We start from the raw sequence: 16,357 nt of genomic DNA on the forward strand, positions 1-16,357 counted from the left end.
ACTAGACTGAAAAGGTTTGTTGATAAGTTTGGTTGAGACTGTTAAATTCTTGCACATTACTGCCCCGGCGCAAATTCCGCAGCCGGTTTTCCACTAAAAGACGAGCATCGGAACGACTAATCGGATCGAACGAGACTTTTTTCGGACCCACCGTCACCAGAAAAAAAAGACGTTGGGCATAAAGAGTGGTAAATAATTCCTGATGTTCTTCTAATAGACAGACTCTGTATAGTAGACCGAAAGTGGGATGATTGAGATAGGTTTCGTTACTCATTCAAGCGATCGCTAAAGGAAAAGGATGGAGCGAACTAAAAAATTTTTCAACGAAAAAATCAAGCGGATGGCTCAAAAACAATTGATTTTTCGGGGGTTTCCCTAGTCTAATTTTACCAGAATCCTTCAATGACAACTAACGATGCCAGTCTATGTCATGATTTCCTGAGTTTTCACTTTTTCCCTGTTAACGTGGATACATCTCGGTGACAACTTGTCACCATCAGAAATTAGCTCTGCTGCAAAAATCAAAGATTTTCCGTTAGGTGAGGAGACTCCGAGACTCGGAGACACGAGGAGGAAAAAGACAAGAGACAACTACAATACCCATAAAAGCTAAGATTATCTCAAATTTATCTGGTTTTTTAGATATTTTGACCCGATAGCGGCGATCAGTGCCGTGAAAACTCACATCTGATAACTGATCACTGATAACTGATCACTGAATCGCTGATCAAATGCCCTAAGCTTGTATTAAGCCTTTTTTAACTTCAAATTCCTTTAACCTCAATCAATATGGATTTTTCTAGTCTTGTTGCCAGTCAGCTAAACGCCGGCGCTATCTGGCCCGAAGGAATCCTGATTATCACCCTGATGGTGATTTTAATCGGCGATTTGATCTTGGGACGGAGTGCCAGAAGTTGGCTGCCCTACGCGGCGATCGCTGGTCTGCTCGCTGCTGTGGTTGCTCTCTATTTTGCCTGGGACAATCCGAAACCAGTGGCCTTTTTAGGGGCTTTTGAGGGCGATAATCTCAGTATCGTCTTTAGGGCGATTATTGCTCTTTCTACCGCCTCCACAGTGCTGATGTCTATCCGTTATGTGGAACAAGCGGGAACCTCCCTAGCGGAATTTTTAGCCATTATGCTCACCGCGACCCTCGGGGGAATGTTCCTATCTGGCGCTAGTGAATTGGTGATGATCTTCATCTCCCTAGAAATGCTCAGTATTTCCTCCTATCTAATGACCGGTTACATGAAGCGGGATCCTCGATCGAACGAGGCCGCCTTAAAATACCTGTTAATTGGAGCTTCTAGTTCGGCGATTTTCCTCTATGGTGTTTCCCTTCTCTACGGTTTATCCGGAGGTGAAACCAGTTTAAGTGCCATTGCCCAAAAATTAACCGCTGTTAACGGTGGTCAGTCCTTGGCCTTAGCGATCGCATTAGTGTTTGTGATTGCCGGTATCGCCTTCAAAATTTCGGCGGTTCCCTTTCACCAATGGACCCCTGATGTGTACGAAGGTTCACCCACTCCCGTGGTGGCTTTCCTCTCGGTGGGTTCCAAAGCGGCCGGTTTTGCCCTAGCAATTCGCCTCTTAGTGACGGTTTTCGGTCTAGTCAGCGAACAATGGCGGTTTATCTTTATCGCTCTAGCAATTTTGAGTATGATCCTCGGCAACGTGGTCGCCTTGGCCCAAACTAGCATGAAACGGATGTTAGCCTATTCCTCGATCGGTCAGGCGGGTTTTGTCATGATTGGTTTAACCGCCGGTACTGACGCGGGTTACTCTAGCATGATTTTCTATCTGTTAATTTACCTGTTCATGAACCTAGGGGCTTTTGCCTGTGTGATTCTCTTTGCTCTGAGAACCGGAACCGATCAGATCGCTGAGTATTCGGGACTCTACCAGAAAGATCCGCTCCTAACCCTCTGTTTAAGCATCTGTCTCCTCTCTTTGGGGGGAATTCCACCTCTAGCGGGCTTCTTTGGTAAGATTTATCTATTCTGGGCCGGTTGGCAAGCGGGACTTTATGCCCTCGTCCTCGTTGGTTTAGTCACCAGTGTGGCCTCGATTTACTACTATATCCGTGTGGTCAAAATGATGGTGGTTAAGGAACCCCAAGAGATGTCCGATGCGGTGAAAAATTACCCCGTTATCAATTGGACTCTTACCGGGATGCGTCCCCTACAGGTGGGTATTGTCCTCTCCCTAGTGGCGACTTCCCTAGCTGGTATCCTTTCCAATCCTCTCTTTACCCTAGCGACGGATTCCGTCACCACTACCCCCATCCTACAATCGGCGGCCCTGGCGACGCACATTTCCCAGGCGAATTGAGAATCCCTGTTGATTTATCCTAGCTATTCTAGTCCTGTCTTAAGGTTGGGATAAATCAACCACCTTATACCAAATCCGTTGGCTCTCTTCGGTTTGGTGGGTAAAATGTATTCTAAGATACAGTCCTGCGGGCGAGCGAGTGGAAGGAACCACAGAGGCACAGAGGACACAAAGATTGATCCCTTCTATAGTAAGTTAAACTGATCACACAAAGAATAAGAGAGCCATCGGTTTTTAATAATGTGATTAACTCTCATCTTGTTCTAAAATAGAGGCTAAAATATCTGGAGTTAATCCGTTAGCTTCTGCTTCATCACTAGCTTGATCCATAACTGTTGATAATCTCGCCGCTGCTTTTTGACGATATTTTTCTAATTCTAATTGAATAGTTTCAGTTAATTTGTTTTCTATGTTTGCTCGGTCATTGGGTTTAATTTTAGCGTAATATCTAGCAATTTCTAAAGGAACTTGAATAGTGATTTCTGTCTTGCTATTCATGGTAATTGATTGTTCTTTTTACTTTTAACAGACCTCTATTGTAGCACGAAATCACCATACTCATTGAATTTGACCCTATTGATGTAAAAGTTGCCATTGGATCAAAAAAATCAATGAATAGGGCTTGCTGAAAAAGTACGGGCGAAGCATTCGGATAGAAAATCTACGGTTTCACCGATAGGTTATTGCCCGAATGCTTCGCCCCTACAGGACGCGGGCCGATGAAGACGCAAGGTTTTGAACCACGATTCTCTCAAAATCTTGCACCTGTGAGAGCAAAACAGGACACTAAAACCCTTACCTCGTCTATATTTCACATTTATTCAGCAAACCCTAAATAGAAACATGGACTAAAAATAAACCCCCCTCAACTGGCTAATTGAAGGGGCATTTATGGTATTTTTATAAGCAATTTAGCCAACTTTTGTGGTTTCTTTTTCGGCTGATTTGGATGGCTTTAGTTTGCGCTTGAGGGTTGAAGCTGCGCCGAGAGTACCGAGAACTCCAAGACCAAAGAGGGAGGCGGGTTCAGGTACTTGTTGTGCTGTTTGTGCTATCCCAAAAGTTACGGGTAAAGATACTGAAGCTACAACCTCGGTGAAACCAGGTGAAGAGATTGAACCTTCAAGATTCACAGGCTGAAAAGTTGACTTGTCAATGAAAGTACCGATTTCATACTGCCTGTTGCCGAACGGATTTCCTGAGTTCTGAAACCTTACTCTGGCCGCGTTAGAACCAGAAGCGTTTGTATTAAAAGTTAACGTTGAAGATGTGGCATTAACCAAAAATTGCCCTGTTCCGTTGATACTGCCACTAGGAATGACGACAGTATCTAAAGTAAAAGGATTACCATTAACTGTCAAGGTAAGGTTAACGTTGGTAAAGGGATTGGGGGTACCAGTTGAGTTGATAGTATAGCTACCTATTGGCACATCTACGGTTCCCACCAAAGAAGCGTTATTACTACCATTACTCCAACTGCGGTTAACAGTAAAAGTAACGGCCGTTGCCGCCACAGGAGTGAGCATAGCAGCGAGAGAAGTTGCGCCAGCTAAAGCTAGGGTGGGAATTAATCGGTTTTTAATCATCTTGATTGAGCAAACGGGTGAATAGAGGCAACTATCGTCTTGCTCGCAGCTTGGTCAAGCAACAGCCTAACCCAAGACAACAGGCAGACGGAAGAAATAATACACATTCCCCCCCCCCCCCACAAATGTATCAAAAGCTACAATTTAATAATTCTTTACATTTTTCTCCTCGACTAGCGACTCATACTAAATCCGTTGAGTATAGGCTACATATCAGGACAGGCAAAAGGGGGAATAGATAATCAGTTTTTAATAACCGGATTTAGTATTAAGACTTTTTCTAAGCTTAACCTGCTTTTTGCCTTACTCAAATTGGCCAAGTAGAAGACTCATTTCGTTAACAACATTCTCACTTGCCTTTAACGCTTCTTTTCTAATTGCTTGAATTTCGGTCATACTTTTTGCTATTCTCTGCTGTTCAGATTGGGGTGGAATAGGCACTAAAACTTTAGACAAATCATCCCCTAAAATAGTAGGAATGGCATGACCTGTCATGTACCTTTTAATCTGACGCAAAAAAAAGTCTGTTCGCATATATACTAATAAAAACAAAGGCTCGACTCCCTGAATATTTCTTAATACTGAAAATCCATTTGAGCAAATTGCTCCGTCTTCATCTTCCGTGATTAGGGCTGTTGCTTGGCGTGGTGTTCCTGTACTTGCTCCTGAAATTGCTGTAATAATATCGCCTTTGTACAATCTATAAGTTGCGCGAGATGGGGCCTCGTGTGCCTTAATTATTTGTTGGGAAACAACTTGCATTGTACGATAATCAACATCGGAAATAGCGATATATCTAATTTCACTGTCCCTAGCTAAACGAAAATCAGCCGCAGCTCTCAAAATATCGGCAATTTCACCTAAAGGTTTCGCTCCAATAGATTTCAGATGTTCTAATAATTTTTGGTCATTGGGTAAATAATGTTCGGCATCCAGTCTCGAATTGAGCAGGGTATTCTTAACTGTATAAATACAATCGCTGTTTTGTGCAAATTCGCCATTGATAAATGACCTAAAAGATTGAGAAATATCATCTATATCATCGTCAACTATTGGCAAACCTGATTTTTTTCGGGCTATAACTCCCGACTTGTTGCGCTTATATATTGTTTGTCCTTTAACGTCATAGCCTATTTTTTTGATTTGTGCCATAAAACAAGAATCATTGTTTGCTGGTAATTTTTGAACCACCAAAAGTGATGTCTTGATTCCAGTGCCGTAGGGTACAAAGGCTTCCGGCGGTATGGAAACAACACCTAATATTTTTGTTTGGGAGCGCAACCAATGGCGAATCGGTCCATTAGAGATATTTTGTAATAAACCATCGGGCAGAATAATCGCCATGCGTCCACCTGCCCGCAATAATTTTATAGATTTCTCAATAAATAAAATATCGGGCGACTGACCCGCTAAAACGGTTGGGGAAACTTCCCAACCATTGGACGCTGATTTATGCCATTTCCGGGCAAGAATATATGATTGAAGAATTTTCTGGTCTTCTACTTTGCCTTTATTTCCGAAAGGAGGATTTGTCAAGATAACATCAAAAGAATTATTTAGTTTTTCATCTTCGATAAGCGCATTAGTGCAGATAATTTCTGAACCTGTGCCACCTTCAAAAACTAAACGAATCATTCCCGAAAGGGCGACATCAGGATTAAATTCAATTCCTGTAATACTTTCTTGCACAAAACTTGCTATATCGAACTCTGGGTTATTTTGTCGAACATGGTTGATTGCTTGAATTAAAAAACCACCACTTCCGCAAGCAGGATCTATAATTTTTTCGTTTGGTTTGGGGTCTATCATTTCAACCGCAAGGCGGACAATTGGGTGAGGGGTAAAAAATTCTCCCCTATCTCCACGCTGGTGTCTATTTACAAAAGTCTGAAAGGCTTCCCCTTTTATATCGCCAGATGTTTTAGTTAAATTAATGTACTGTAACCTGCCTACAATATAAGCAAGAGTCAAAGGTTTTAACTTGAATGTGTCATCGGTGAAAAATCCCCGATAATGATTCTTGATTGAGGTAAATAATTGACTGAGACGCGACATAAATTCATCGGACTTATTTGCTACGATGGCTTTATATTCACTTGCTGTAACGCCAAAATTTACAGATTGCTTGGCAGATTTTTCGTCATGAAGTTTGATGATGATTAGTTTAACCATCTCGTGAAAAATCTTGTCTTTGAGCATTCCTTCGTTGGCGTAAATATAATTATGGCACTCTTCAAAAACTGCTGAAAGATTGTTAGAAGGTCGTAATTCCTGAATTTGCGGGAGTTTTTCAGGTAACAGGCTATCTTCGGAAAATAACAATCCTTGCTCTTTCATTTACTGCGCTTGATTTGACCGTTTCCCCTTGCGGGTTGTTGAATAGATAGACTATTTTTAGCCTTGACTGCATTCCTAGCAAACCAGTCTTTTAGTGGACAGAGATCATCGCCATCTTGATTAAACAAGAACTTGCCCCTATACCTAATTATGGAATATAAATTAGAGTATGTCAAGAGATAAAAAATTCAGTTTAATGTTAACCAAAGTGAGTAAAAAAAGCTGAGAGATTGTTTAGGGCAGAAATCTTGAGGGATTATATCAAAACATTGAGGAAGACTGAATAAATTCAGTCATGCTCTCCTGTTATTTTGGTAAAATTGTTTAGCCTTTTGATCAGGTGGGTGGCACTCACCTGATTTATTTTTAGCTATACATTAAAACGGAATAGTAAAACATCACCCTCTTGAACAATGTATTCCTTGCCTTCACTTCTGACTAAACCTTTTTCTTTGGCTGCGCTCATCGTGCCACTATTAACTAAATCCTGATAAGACACAGTTTCCGCACGAATAAAACCCCGTTCAAAATCCGAGTGAATAACTCCGGCTGCCTGGGGTGCTTTCATACCGGCAATAATCGTCCATGCGCGGGTTTCTTGGGGTCCAGTGGTGAGATAGGTACGCAGTCCTAATAACTCGTAGGTAGCTTTAATTAAAGATTTTAATCCCCCTTCTTCTACTCCTAAAGAACCGAGAAAATCTTTTCTTTCTTCCTCCGACAATTCCACTAATTCCGATTCTACTTGAGCAGAAACGATCACAACTTTGGCCTGTTCCTGTTGGGCAATTTGACGGACACTTTCTACCCAATCATTACCCGTGGCCAGATCATCTTCGCTCACATTAGCGGCATAAATAATCGGTTTACGACTCAATAAACCGAGATTTTTAATTAATTCTTCTTCCTCTTTGCTTAAATCCACTTTTCGCGCCGAAATACCGTCATTAAGACAAATTAGGATTTTTTCAAGGATAGCCAATTCTTCGGCGGCTTCCTTGCTATTTTTCGCCTGTTTGCGTAAACGTTCCACCCGCTTCTCCATCTGTCCCAAATCCGCTAGAGCTAACTCTAGATTAATCACCTCGATATCCCGGGCCGGATCCACGGACCCAGAAACATGAATAATATCATCATTATCAAAACAGCGCACCACATGAACGATCGCGTCCACTTCCCGGATATTAGCCAAAAATTGATTACCCAATCCTTCCCCGCGACTGGCACCCTTGACTAATCCGGCGATATCGACAAATTCAATCCGCGTCGGCACGATTTTCTCAGAATTAGAGATTTTAGCCAAAACCTCCAGACGTTCATCGGGGACGGATACCACACCCACATTCGGTTCGATGGTACAAAAGGGGAAATTAGCGGCCTCGGCCTTGGCATTAGCCACCAGAGCGTTAAATAGGGTGGATTTTCCCACATTTGGCAGTCCCACGATTCCAGCTTTCAACATAAAAATTGCTTGATAAACATCATCCCGACCTCTCACTATATCAGGCTGCCTCTCGTTTTTGTAAATCCAGTTGATGAGAAAGACGGTGGATAGTTAACAGCTTAGTTAACATTTATTCAAGTTCCTTAACTAAAAGTAGGCGAGATTTTACAAGAGATTGCGAGAATGGGATGTAATGCTTGAGACTGAGTTAGGGTGAAGAGTAGGAAAGAATACACCTGTAGCACTGGGCAAAATTATGGCAAGACAGGCCTTTCACTTCTAAATACGTCCTGAGAGTAATTTTCAGTGCTATGACAGTATATTTCCCAAGGGCGATCGAGTGTAAATATCGTCCAATCGCCGCAACTAATCACTAAATCATTGTTGGGGGTATCTGTATGAATCAAAGTATCGGAGCAAACACCCGTAATGTGGCCCTTGTCGGCCCCTACTCCAGTGGAAAAACCTCCTTACTGGAAAGTTTACTTTTCGTAACAGGAGCCATCACCAGAAAAGGCAAAATCAGCGATCGCAATACCGTTGGTGATAGTTCCACGCAAGCGCGGGATCGACAGATGAGTGTAGAAGTTTCCGTTGCCCACAGTCAATACCAAGACCTAAATTTTACCTTTCTCGATTGCCCCGGTTCGATCGAATTTGCCAGTGAAACCTATAATGCCCTCGTCGGGGCCGGTGCTGCTATTATCGTTTGTGAACCGGTGGTCGATCGAGTTCTCACCCTGGCTCCCTTGCTAAAATTCCTCGATGATTGGGAAATTCCGCATCTAATCTTCATCAACAAGATGGATCGCTGTAATAGTCACTTTAACGAAGTCCTACAAGCTCTCAAATCCGTTTCTAGTCGTCCCCTCGTTCCCCAACAATATCCTATCCGTCAGAACAACGAAACTATCGGATTTATCGATTTAATCAACGAACAGGCTTATCATTACCATGCTAACAGTCCCGCCGATCCTGTACCTTTACCCGACCACCTCAAGGAAGAAGAACAGATCGCTCGACAAGAAATGCTAGAAACGATTGCCGAATTTGATGATCATCTTTTAGAAGAACTCCTCGAAGATATTAACCCCTCCCGGGAAGAAATTCTCCAAGACTTAAAACAAGAACTGGGAGCCGATCAGATAGTACCCGTGTTCTTTGGTATGGCGGAACGGGACTATGGTGTGCGTCATCTCCTCACCGCTTTAGTGGAAGAAGCGCCGGCCCCGACAATTACCGCCAATCGTCGCGGTCTCGATCCCAGTGCGGATGGGGACGCAGTGGTACAAATCCTCAAAACCTATTTTACTCCCCAGGGCGGTCGCCTCTCCCTAGGGCGAATCTGGCAGGGAACCCTTAACGATGGCATGGCCTTAAACGGTGTGCGGATTGGTGGTATCTATCGTCTCATGGGACAACAACAACAACCCTTACAGCAGGCCCAAGCGGGGGAAATTGTCGCTCTCGGTCGTTTGGAAGGAATCGGCACCGGAGACGTGGTGAGCAGCGGCAGTCAAAAACCCGACCTTCCCAAAGGATTACAGCTTAAACCCGTCTTTGCTCTAGCTATTGCCGCCGTCAATCGCAAGGATGAAGTTAAATTAAGTTCAGCTTTGACAAAACTGATCGAAGAAGATCCCTCCCTCTACTGGGAACAACACGGCGACACTAAAGAAGTGATTCTCTGGGGACAGGGAGAAATTCATCTACAAGTGGCCCTCGATCGCCTAGCACGCAAGTATAATCTACCGATGACCACCCATTTACCCCAAGTTCCCTACAAGGAAACGATCAAAACCAGCACCAAATCCCACGGACGTTATAAACACCAAACCGGCGGCCACGGTGCTTTTGGTGATGTGTATCTCGATATTAAACCCCTGGCCCGGGGGGAAGGTTTCCACTTCCATGAAAGCATTGTCGGTGGTGTCGTCCCCAAACAGTATATCCCCGGGGTGGAAACGGGAGTGCGGGAATATCTCGGTCATGGTCCTTTGGGTTTCCCCGTGGTGGATATTGATGTCACCCTCACCGATGGTTCCTATCACAGTGTCGATAGTTCCGAACAAGCTTTTAAACAAGCGGCCCGTCTAGCGATGACGGAAGGACTGCCTAAATGTCATCCGGTCTTATTAGAACCCATTCTATCGGTGACGGTTCTCGCTCCCTCAGAATACACCGCCAAGGTTTTACAGTTAATCAGTGGTAAACGCGGTCAAATTCAGGGTTTTGAAGCTTCTGAGGAGTGGAAAGGTTGGGATCAGGTGACGGCCTATCTACCCCAAGCGGAAATGCACGATTTGATCGTTGAATTGCGTTCTTTGACTATGGGTGTCGGTTTCTTCCGGTGGGATGAGGATCACCTGCAAGAAGTGCCGGATAAACTGCGCGATGCGGTTTTAGCCATGCAGGGTAATGGTAACAAGTAAGGTCTTCTTGGCTGTCACTAAAGTAGAGCGATAAATTACCGAGAGATGGGCTTTTATTGGCTCATCTCTCCCTTTTCTGGCAAAAAATGACAGAAGGGTTCGATAAAATTAGCCTAGTGCTATACTGCCCCAAATTAGTCTCGGAATTCTCAACTTAACCTCATGAATTTATCTAACCTGATCTTAGTCGCCCTCGGTGCAGGAATTGTTTTCGGTGCGCTGCTCAATGGTTTTTTTCCTGCCCTAATCCTACCCTTAGACGACTATATTCTTGCGCCGGTGGGACAGGTTTTTCTGCGCTTAATTCAATTTGTAGTGGTTCCGATCGTTTTTTCTTCTCTTATTTTAGGATTAACCCGGGTACAGAATGCGGCGCGGATCGGTAGATATTTACTCAGATTGATGACTGGCTATCTGCTAACCAGTACACTTGCTCTGTTAATCGGCATGGCGACGGCGTTGCTATTAAAACCGGGGATAGGTTTAGAGGGATTTGCCACTAATGCCGCCATGACCACCAATACACCGGTATCCTTGAGAGATTGGCTGATTAGCTTGATTCCGGTTAATCCCCTAGAAGCTCTTACCGGGGGCAATCTTTTACAGGTAATCGTGACGGGAGTTTTATTTAGTATCGGCATCGGACTGGCCAAAGAGGGGGCAAAACCTTTTATTCTGTTGATAGACAGTCTTTATCTAATCAGCGAGAGAATCCTATCGGTGATTCTTTATCTAGCACCTGTGGGGGTATTTGCCCTGATTGCTTCGGTTATCGCCACTCAGGGGTTAGAATTAGTGGCGAGACTTTTTTTCTATGTTTTTGGTCTGTTTTTGGCCAGCACCTTGATGATTGGGGTGTATGTTTTGCTCCTTTTTGCCCTCAAAGGAGAACCTCGACGCTTTTTTGCCTCTTTATCGGAGTCTTTATCCTTAGCTTTCGGTACTGCTAGTTCTAACGCCGCTTTACCCGTAGTTTTGCGGGAAATTCAAGAATACGGTTTACCCGAAGATATCGCCAGTTTCGCTATTCCCTTGGGAACGGTACTAAAACGCGATGGTTCGGCAATTTTACAGGGATTTAATGCTCTTTTTATCGCTCAGGTTTACGGAGTTCCTTTAAGTCCCTCTTTGTTATTAGCGATCGCATTGAGTGGTTTATTGGTTTCTTTTAGTACCCCTGGAGTCCCCGGCAGCGCATTAATTACCATGACTACCGTATTATCGGCGGCGGGTTTACCATTAGAGGGAGTGGCTTTAGTGGCAGGGGTCGATCGCTTGACCGATGGCTTTAAAACCGTGTTAAATGTGATCGGTAATACAGTTAATGCTATCCTGCTCAATTACTGGGAATTAGGAGAAAAGGAAAAATCCCTAGAATCAAAAAACTAGCCTCACCTAGCCACGGCAGAACCCTCGTAGAATTTGGACAAGGGGCAAAGTTTAATAGGGAATAACTGAATAGGCCGCCAGCTTGTTAGAGTATTGGGAGTAATTTTGAGCGAGCGATGATATTACAGCCTTTCCTTTCTTCCGCTTGGAGTTTTAATCTTCCCCTGTTAGCCTCGGCAGCTACGGCCGAAACTGCCGATAGTGCCTTAGTTTTAGCCTGCGTGCTGCTGAGTTTGACCGTTATTTATTTCGCCTGTAAACTGGGGGGGGAAATATGCGTCCGATTCAACTTGCCTCCCGTGTTAGGAGAATTAGTCGGTGGGGTGATTATCGGGGTTTCTGCCCTAAAATTACTGGTTTTTCCAGAAGGAGGGGCGGGATTCGAGGATTCTCTGTTAATTAACTTCCTAGAATCCACTTCCCCCCTCACCCCGGAGGAATCTCCCGCCGTTTTTAGCGCTGCTAGTGAGGTGATTTCCGTCCTCTCGGAATTGGGGGTAATTATCCTGCTGTTCGAGATCGGTTTAGAGTCGGACTTGCAGGAATTAATTCGCGTCGGTCCACAGGCAGCCGCTGTGGCAGTGGTGGGGGTTGCGGTTCCCTTTTTGGTGGGTACTTTGGGTTTAATCTATATCTTTCATCTGGCCACCATTGCCGCTATTTTTGCCGGGGCAGCTTTAACCGCTACCAGTATCGGCATTACCGCCAAGGTTTTAGCAGAAATAGGGCAGTTATCAGCGAAAGAAGGTCAAATTATCATCGGGGCAGCGGTTCTCGATGATATTCTCGGTATTATCGTTCTCGCCGTCGTTGCTTCTTTGGTGAAGACTGGAGAAGTGCAAATTAGCAAAGTAATTTATCTAGTTATTAGTTCTAGCGCTTTTGTGGTCGGGGCGATCCTGATCGGTCGTTTTTTAAGCCCCTTTTATGTTCAATTAGTTAATAGCATGAAAACTAGGGGACAATTGCTCTTAGTTTCCCTGATTTTCGCCTTTATTCTTGCCTATATTGCCCAAGTTATTCAATTAGAAGCGATTCTCGGTTCCTTTGCTGCGGGCCTGGTTCTAGCGGAAACGGAAAAGCGATCGGAATTGGCAGAACAAGTGTTCCCGATCGCCGATTTATTCGTACCGATATTTTTCGTCTGTGTGGGGGCAAAAACCGATTTAAGTGTGCTTAATCCCGCTATTCCCAGCAATCGAGAAGGATTAGTCTTGGCCGCTTTCCTAATTGTCGTCGCTATTTTGGGTAAAGTGGTGACGGGGTTAGCCGTTTTCAGTAAGGAAAAACTCAATCGCTTGGCGATCGGAGTTGGCATGATTCCCCGGGGTGAAGTGGGTTTAGTCTTTGCCGGAGTCGGGGCCGCTAGTGGTGCTTTATCCCCCGCTACCGATGCGGCCATTATTATGATGGTGATCTTGACCACCTTTGTCGCTCCGCCTCTGTTAAGGTTAGTATTTAAAGAACCCACCGCCAGTCCTCAATCAGTGAGCAGTGAGCAGTGAGCAGTTACCAGTGGTAGTGTTAAGTTACCAGTAGCAGTGTTAAGTGGCACTAACAGTGCCGTCTTTTCATTGATAACAAGGGCCGAATCTAAATCCTAATTTGTTAAGCTAAAAGCTTTCATGGACTTAGTTTCTAACCTTATTTTTAGGTAGGAGAATTGCCAGATTCTTTTTTGGAGCCTCTTGCCTATTACCTTCAGAAGCTGATAACTGATGACTGATAACTGATGACTGATAACTGATCACTGATAACTGATCAGAAACATAGCAGACCATCTCAACGTCCCATAAGCTTGTTTTTATAGATAGTTATTCTCAGGGCATTAAGGGAGCTATGGATGGCAAAAAATCGACAAAATCGTCCATTTTTACCGAAAAAAGGTAATTGATAACTGAGGAACGGGAGCATCGATCATGAGATTTCATTGGTTATTCCTAAGCGCATTAACTTGGTTGCTGGTGGCGGCCCCTGCTTGGGCAGGCAAGCTCGTCTTTTGGCGATTCGATACCAATGAGAATCGTCTGGTGTTCACCACCGACAATCGAGTGCAACCGCGAGCGCAAATGATCACTAACCCCACCAGGATCGTGATCGATCTGCCCGGGATCAGGTTAGGGCAACCCAATATTAACCGGCCCATTGGCAATATCGTCAGAAGTGTCCGTATCGGTCAATTTGATGCGGAAACTACCCGTTTAGTGATTGAGTTAGCCCCCGGCTATACCGTCGATCCTCAACAGGTAAAAATTCGCGGGATTTCGCCCACCCAATGGACAGTGGAACTGCCGGAACCGCAACCGATTAGTGAGCAAACAGAACCACCCGTCACCCCCGATCCCAGTCCTCCCCCCGATCGCGGTTCCACCCGTCCCACTCCCCCACCCCCAGTTAGTCGGACGGACAACAACGATGATTTTCAGGTGACTCGCAATGGTCTTTTTGTCCGTTTAGAGCAAAATGGTGATGATCGATCGATCCGCAGTCAACGCAGCCGGGACGGCAAAAAAATCGAATTTGAATTACCCGGGGCCACTTTACCCAGCAGTCTCACCGGTCAAACTATCCCCGTCAATCGCTATGGGGTCGGTGATATTCAATTCAGTCAAACTGCCAATCAACAGGCTAAGATTTCCCTAAGCGTTAATAGGGATAGTCCTGATTGGCAAGCTCTCTATAGTCGTTTTGGTGGCTTGGTTTTACTGCCCAGGGGCGGCATGAGTTCCGTGGATAATATCTCCTCACCTCCCCCCACTCAGGCCAGCAATCCCAATCCTCGCCCCAATAATCCCCCCCCGAAAACTGCCAATAATCCCCCTTCTAGCAGTCGTTTGGCCACGATCTCCTCGATCGATCTGACGGGTAATAACGCTCGCCTGTTAATTCGCGCGGATTTACCCCTAAAAGCTAACGGCAGTGTTAACCGGGATGGGGTCTATGAACTACGCATCGAAAATGCTAAGTTAGCCGAGTCTTTTCGAGGTCCGCGCTTTGGTCGCTCTAGTCCCATCTATCAATTGCGCGTACGTCAGGAAAGTGTTAATAAGGTGCTGATTTTGGTACAGACCGCAGCAGGATTTCAATTCGGTCGCCTCAATCAGTCGGACGGTCAAACCCTAGCCCTAGAATTGCTTTCCTCCCGCAATTCTAGCCCCGTTTCTCAGGTTCCTGACTCCACCACTATTCCCGTCCCTTTACCCCCAGATACGGGGCAATTTAACCCGCATCTGCGCCCCTCTAACCCCACCCCTAATCCCCCCCAACAACGCAATAGCCGCTTTCTAGTGGTGATCGATCCTGGCCACGGTGGCAAGGATCCGGGGGCGATCGGAATTGGTGGCCTTCAGGAAAAAAACGTGATTCTGCCCATTTCCCTAGAAGTTACCCGCATTCTGCAACAACAGGGCATCGATGTGCGTCTAACTAGAGATAGCGATTTCTTTGTCACCCTGCAAGGGCGCACGGATATGGCTAACCGGATCGATGCCGATCTATTTGTCAGTATCCACGCTAACTCTATGGGGAAAGCACGACCGGATGTCAATGGCATAGAGGTGTATTACTTCGGTGATCGCCGTTTATCGGACACCATCCATCGCAATATTGTCCGCAGTGTCGATATGCGCGACCGGGGGGTGCGTCGGGCCCGTTTCTATGTGCTGAGAACCTCGAGAATGCCCTCTACCCTGGTGGAAGTGGGTTACGTTACGGGCGCTGAGGATGCTGCTAAATTAGCCAATGCCAACTTTCAACGACAAATGGCGGCGGCGATCGCTGGGGGGATTATTGAATATATTCAACGAAATCTCCGTTAATGGTTAAATGATTGGAGCATTAGTTTACTGATCAAAAAATCCGTGTTTTAATATCATCAAATAAAGCTATTTTAGATGAGCGTTTTCCTCGATATCTATGAGAGAATCACAATTTAGTCCGATTGGTGTGTTTGATAGTGGTGTGGGTGGACTGACCGTTTTAAGGGAGTTGTATAAACAACTGCCCCAAGAATCGATTCTCTATTTCGCTGACACCGCTAGACTTCCCTACGGAACCCGTTCTAAAGGAGAAATTATCGAATTTGTCCTGCAAATTCTCACTTGGATGAGCGATCGCCAGGTGAAAATGGTGATTATGGCCTGTAATACCAGTTCTGCCTTGGCTTTAGAAGAAGTGCGGGCCGAATTTAAAGATTTACCGATTTTGGGGGTAATTTTGCCCGGGGCAAAAACTGCCGTTGAAAAAGGAAAGCGCATTGGTGTGATTTCTACCCCGGCTACGGCTAAAAGTAATGCCTATAAACAAGCTATACAAGAAATCGATCCTACTGCCCAAGTTTGGCAAATTCCCTGTCCTGAGTTTGTACCTTTGATCGAGGCTAACCGCATTTTTGACCCCTACACCACACAAGTGGCTAGGGAATATCTTCAGCCTTTACTGGCAGAAAATATTGATACTCTGGTCTATGGTTGTACCCATTATCGCCATCTTTCCCCGGTTTTACGTCCTCTTTTACCTAGTTCCGTGCGCTTGGTAGATCCCGCCGCTGCCGTTGTCCGAGCGGCGGAAAAAGAGCTAGAATTATTAGGACTAAAAAATCCCGAAACACCCCTACCTACTAACTTCGCAGTTAGCGGTGATCCTGACACTTTTGCCCGTTTATCTCGTCAATGGCTAGGTTTTTCTCCCAGGGTAGAAAAGGTTTATTTACCCGTCCCCGTTTTATAACCCTTAGCCTTTTCCGTGAGCAGTTATCAGTGAGCAGTTATCAGTGAAAAGACAGCAGGAAACTGCTATTTACAGCCTTTCTCGTCAAGGTGAAGCACGGACACTAATAA

The 16,357-nt window shown here is 45.0% G+C and carries 11 protein-coding genes; 6 read left to right on the forward strand and 5 right to left on the reverse strand.

Annotated elements, in window-relative coordinates; all coding sequences use genetic code 11:
- Nucleotide 1 precedes the first annotated feature (1 nt).
- Nucleotides 2–274 carry a transcriptional coactivator PipX gene (gene pipX, locus MICAI_RS04060; protein WP_008198149.1) on the reverse strand — a complete coding sequence of 91 codons (273 nt, stop codon included), beginning with the start codon at nt 272–274 and terminating at the stop codon, nt 2–4.
- Between the two features lie 515 nt (nt 275–789).
- Here pipX and MICAI_RS04065 point away from each other — a divergent pair.
- Nucleotides 790–2,331, forward strand: coding sequence for an NAD(P)H-quinone oxidoreductase subunit N (locus MICAI_RS04065; protein ID WP_008198151.1), 1,542 nt, complete (start codon nt 790–792; stop codon nt 2,329–2,331).
- 246 nt (nt 2,332–2,577) lie between these two features.
- Here the strand turns inward: MICAI_RS04065 and MICAI_RS04070 are convergent, their stop codons facing one another.
- From MICAI_RS04070 to ychF, 4 genes are all read right to left on the reverse strand, one after another.
- On the reverse strand, nt 2,578–2,829 hold the full coding sequence (locus tag MICAI_RS04070; protein WP_008198153.1) for a hypothetical protein: 252 nt from the start codon (nt 2,827–2,829) through the stop codon (nt 2,578–2,580).
- A 413-nt stretch (nt 2,830–3,242) separates the two neighbouring features.
- Nucleotides 3,243–3,917, reverse strand: a complete 675-nt coding sequence (locus tag MICAI_RS04075; protein ID WP_008198154.1) for a PEP-CTERM sorting domain-containing protein — start codon at nt 3,915–3,917, stop codon at nt 3,243–3,245.
- Between the two features lie 303 nt (nt 3,918–4,220).
- Complete coding sequence (locus MICAI_RS04080) at nt 4,221–6,254, reverse strand: N-6 DNA methylase (RefSeq protein ID WP_008198156.1); 2,034 nt, start codon at nt 6,252–6,254, stop codon at nt 4,221–4,223.
- 370 nt (nt 6,255–6,624) lie between these two features.
- On the reverse strand, nt 6,625–7,716 hold the full coding sequence (gene ychF, locus MICAI_RS04085) for a redox-regulated ATPase YchF (protein ID WP_039899576.1): 1,092 nt from the start codon (nt 7,714–7,716) through the stop codon (nt 6,625–6,627).
- A gap of 380 nt (nt 7,717–8,096) precedes the next feature.
- Here ychF and MICAI_RS04090 point away from each other — a divergent pair, with 380 nt between their 5' ends.
- The 5 genes from MICAI_RS04090 (at nt 8,097) to murI (ending at nt 16,247) form a co-directional block, all read left to right on the forward strand.
- Nucleotides 8,097–10,130 (forward strand): elongation factor G, encoded by a 2,034-nt coding sequence (locus tag MICAI_RS04090; RefSeq protein ID WP_008198164.1) that lies wholly within the window; start codon nt 8,097–8,099, stop codon nt 10,128–10,130.
- Between the two features lie 162 nt (nt 10,131–10,292).
- Entirely contained in the window at nt 10,293–11,519 is a 1,227-nt protein-coding gene (locus MICAI_RS04095) for a dicarboxylate/amino acid:cation symporter (protein ID WP_008198166.1), read from the forward strand.
- A gap of 116 nt (nt 11,520–11,635) precedes the next feature.
- Nucleotides 11,636–13,024 carry a cation:proton antiporter gene (locus MICAI_RS04100; RefSeq protein WP_008198168.1) on the forward strand — a complete coding sequence of 463 codons (1,389 nt, stop codon included), beginning with the start codon at nt 11,636–11,638 and terminating at the stop codon, nt 13,022–13,024.
- A 414-nt stretch (nt 13,025–13,438) separates the two neighbouring features.
- Complete coding sequence (locus tag MICAI_RS04105) at nt 13,439–15,337, forward strand: N-acetylmuramoyl-L-alanine amidase (RefSeq protein ID WP_008198169.1); 1,899 nt, start codon at nt 13,439–13,441, stop codon at nt 15,335–15,337.
- Nucleotides 15,338–15,434: 97 nt separating this feature from the next.
- The gene (gene murI / locus MICAI_RS04110) at nt 15,435–16,247 is read left to right on the forward strand and encodes a glutamate racemase (protein ID WP_008198171.1); all 813 of its coding nucleotides are present in this window, start codon (nt 15,435–15,437) and stop codon (nt 16,245–16,247) included.
- Nucleotides 16,248–16,357: the final 110 nt, after the last annotated feature.

Source organism: Microcystis sp. T1-4 (assembly GCF_000297435.1).
Lineage (GTDB): Bacteria > Cyanobacteriota > Cyanobacteriia > Cyanobacteriales > Microcystaceae > Microcystis.

What these genes read in the sequence shown, in the direction of transcription:
- pipX (WP_008198149.1), bottom strand. Translation starts at nt 274, where the DNA reads ATGAGTAACGAAACCTATCTCAATCATCCCACTTTCGGTCTACTATAC.
- ychF (WP_039899576.1), bottom strand. Translation starts at nt 7,716, where the DNA reads ATGTTGAAAGCTGGAATCGTGGGACTGCCAAATGTGGGAAAATCCACC.
- MICAI_RS04105 (WP_008198169.1), top strand. Translation starts at nt 13,439, where the DNA reads ATGAGATTTCATTGGTTATTCCTAAGCGCATTAACTTGGTTGCTGGTG.
- MICAI_RS04095 (WP_008198166.1), top strand. Translation starts at nt 10,293, where the DNA reads ATGAATTTATCTAACCTGATCTTAGTCGCCCTCGGTGCAGGAATTGTT.
- murI (WP_008198171.1), top strand. Translation starts at nt 15,435, where the DNA reads ATGAGAGAATCACAATTTAGTCCGATTGGTGTGTTTGATAGTGGTGTG.
- MICAI_RS04080 (WP_008198156.1), bottom strand. Translation starts at nt 6,254, where the DNA reads ATGAAAGAGCAAGGATTGTTATTTTCCGAAGATAGCCTGTTACCTGAA.
- MICAI_RS04065 (WP_008198151.1), top strand. Translation starts at nt 790, where the DNA reads ATGGATTTTTCTAGTCTTGTTGCCAGTCAGCTAAACGCCGGCGCTATC.
- MICAI_RS04100 (WP_008198168.1), top strand. Translation starts at nt 11,636, where the DNA reads ATGATATTACAGCCTTTCCTTTCTTCCGCTTGGAGTTTTAATCTTCCC.
- MICAI_RS04075 (WP_008198154.1), bottom strand. Translation starts at nt 3,917, where the DNA reads ATGATTAAAAACCGATTAATTCCCACCCTAGCTTTAGCTGGCGCAACT.
- MICAI_RS04090 (WP_008198164.1), top strand. Translation starts at nt 8,097, where the DNA reads ATGAATCAAAGTATCGGAGCAAACACCCGTAATGTGGCCCTTGTCGGC.
- MICAI_RS04070 (WP_008198153.1), bottom strand. Translation starts at nt 2,829, where the DNA reads ATGAATAGCAAGACAGAAATCACTATTCAAGTTCCTTTAGAAATTGCT.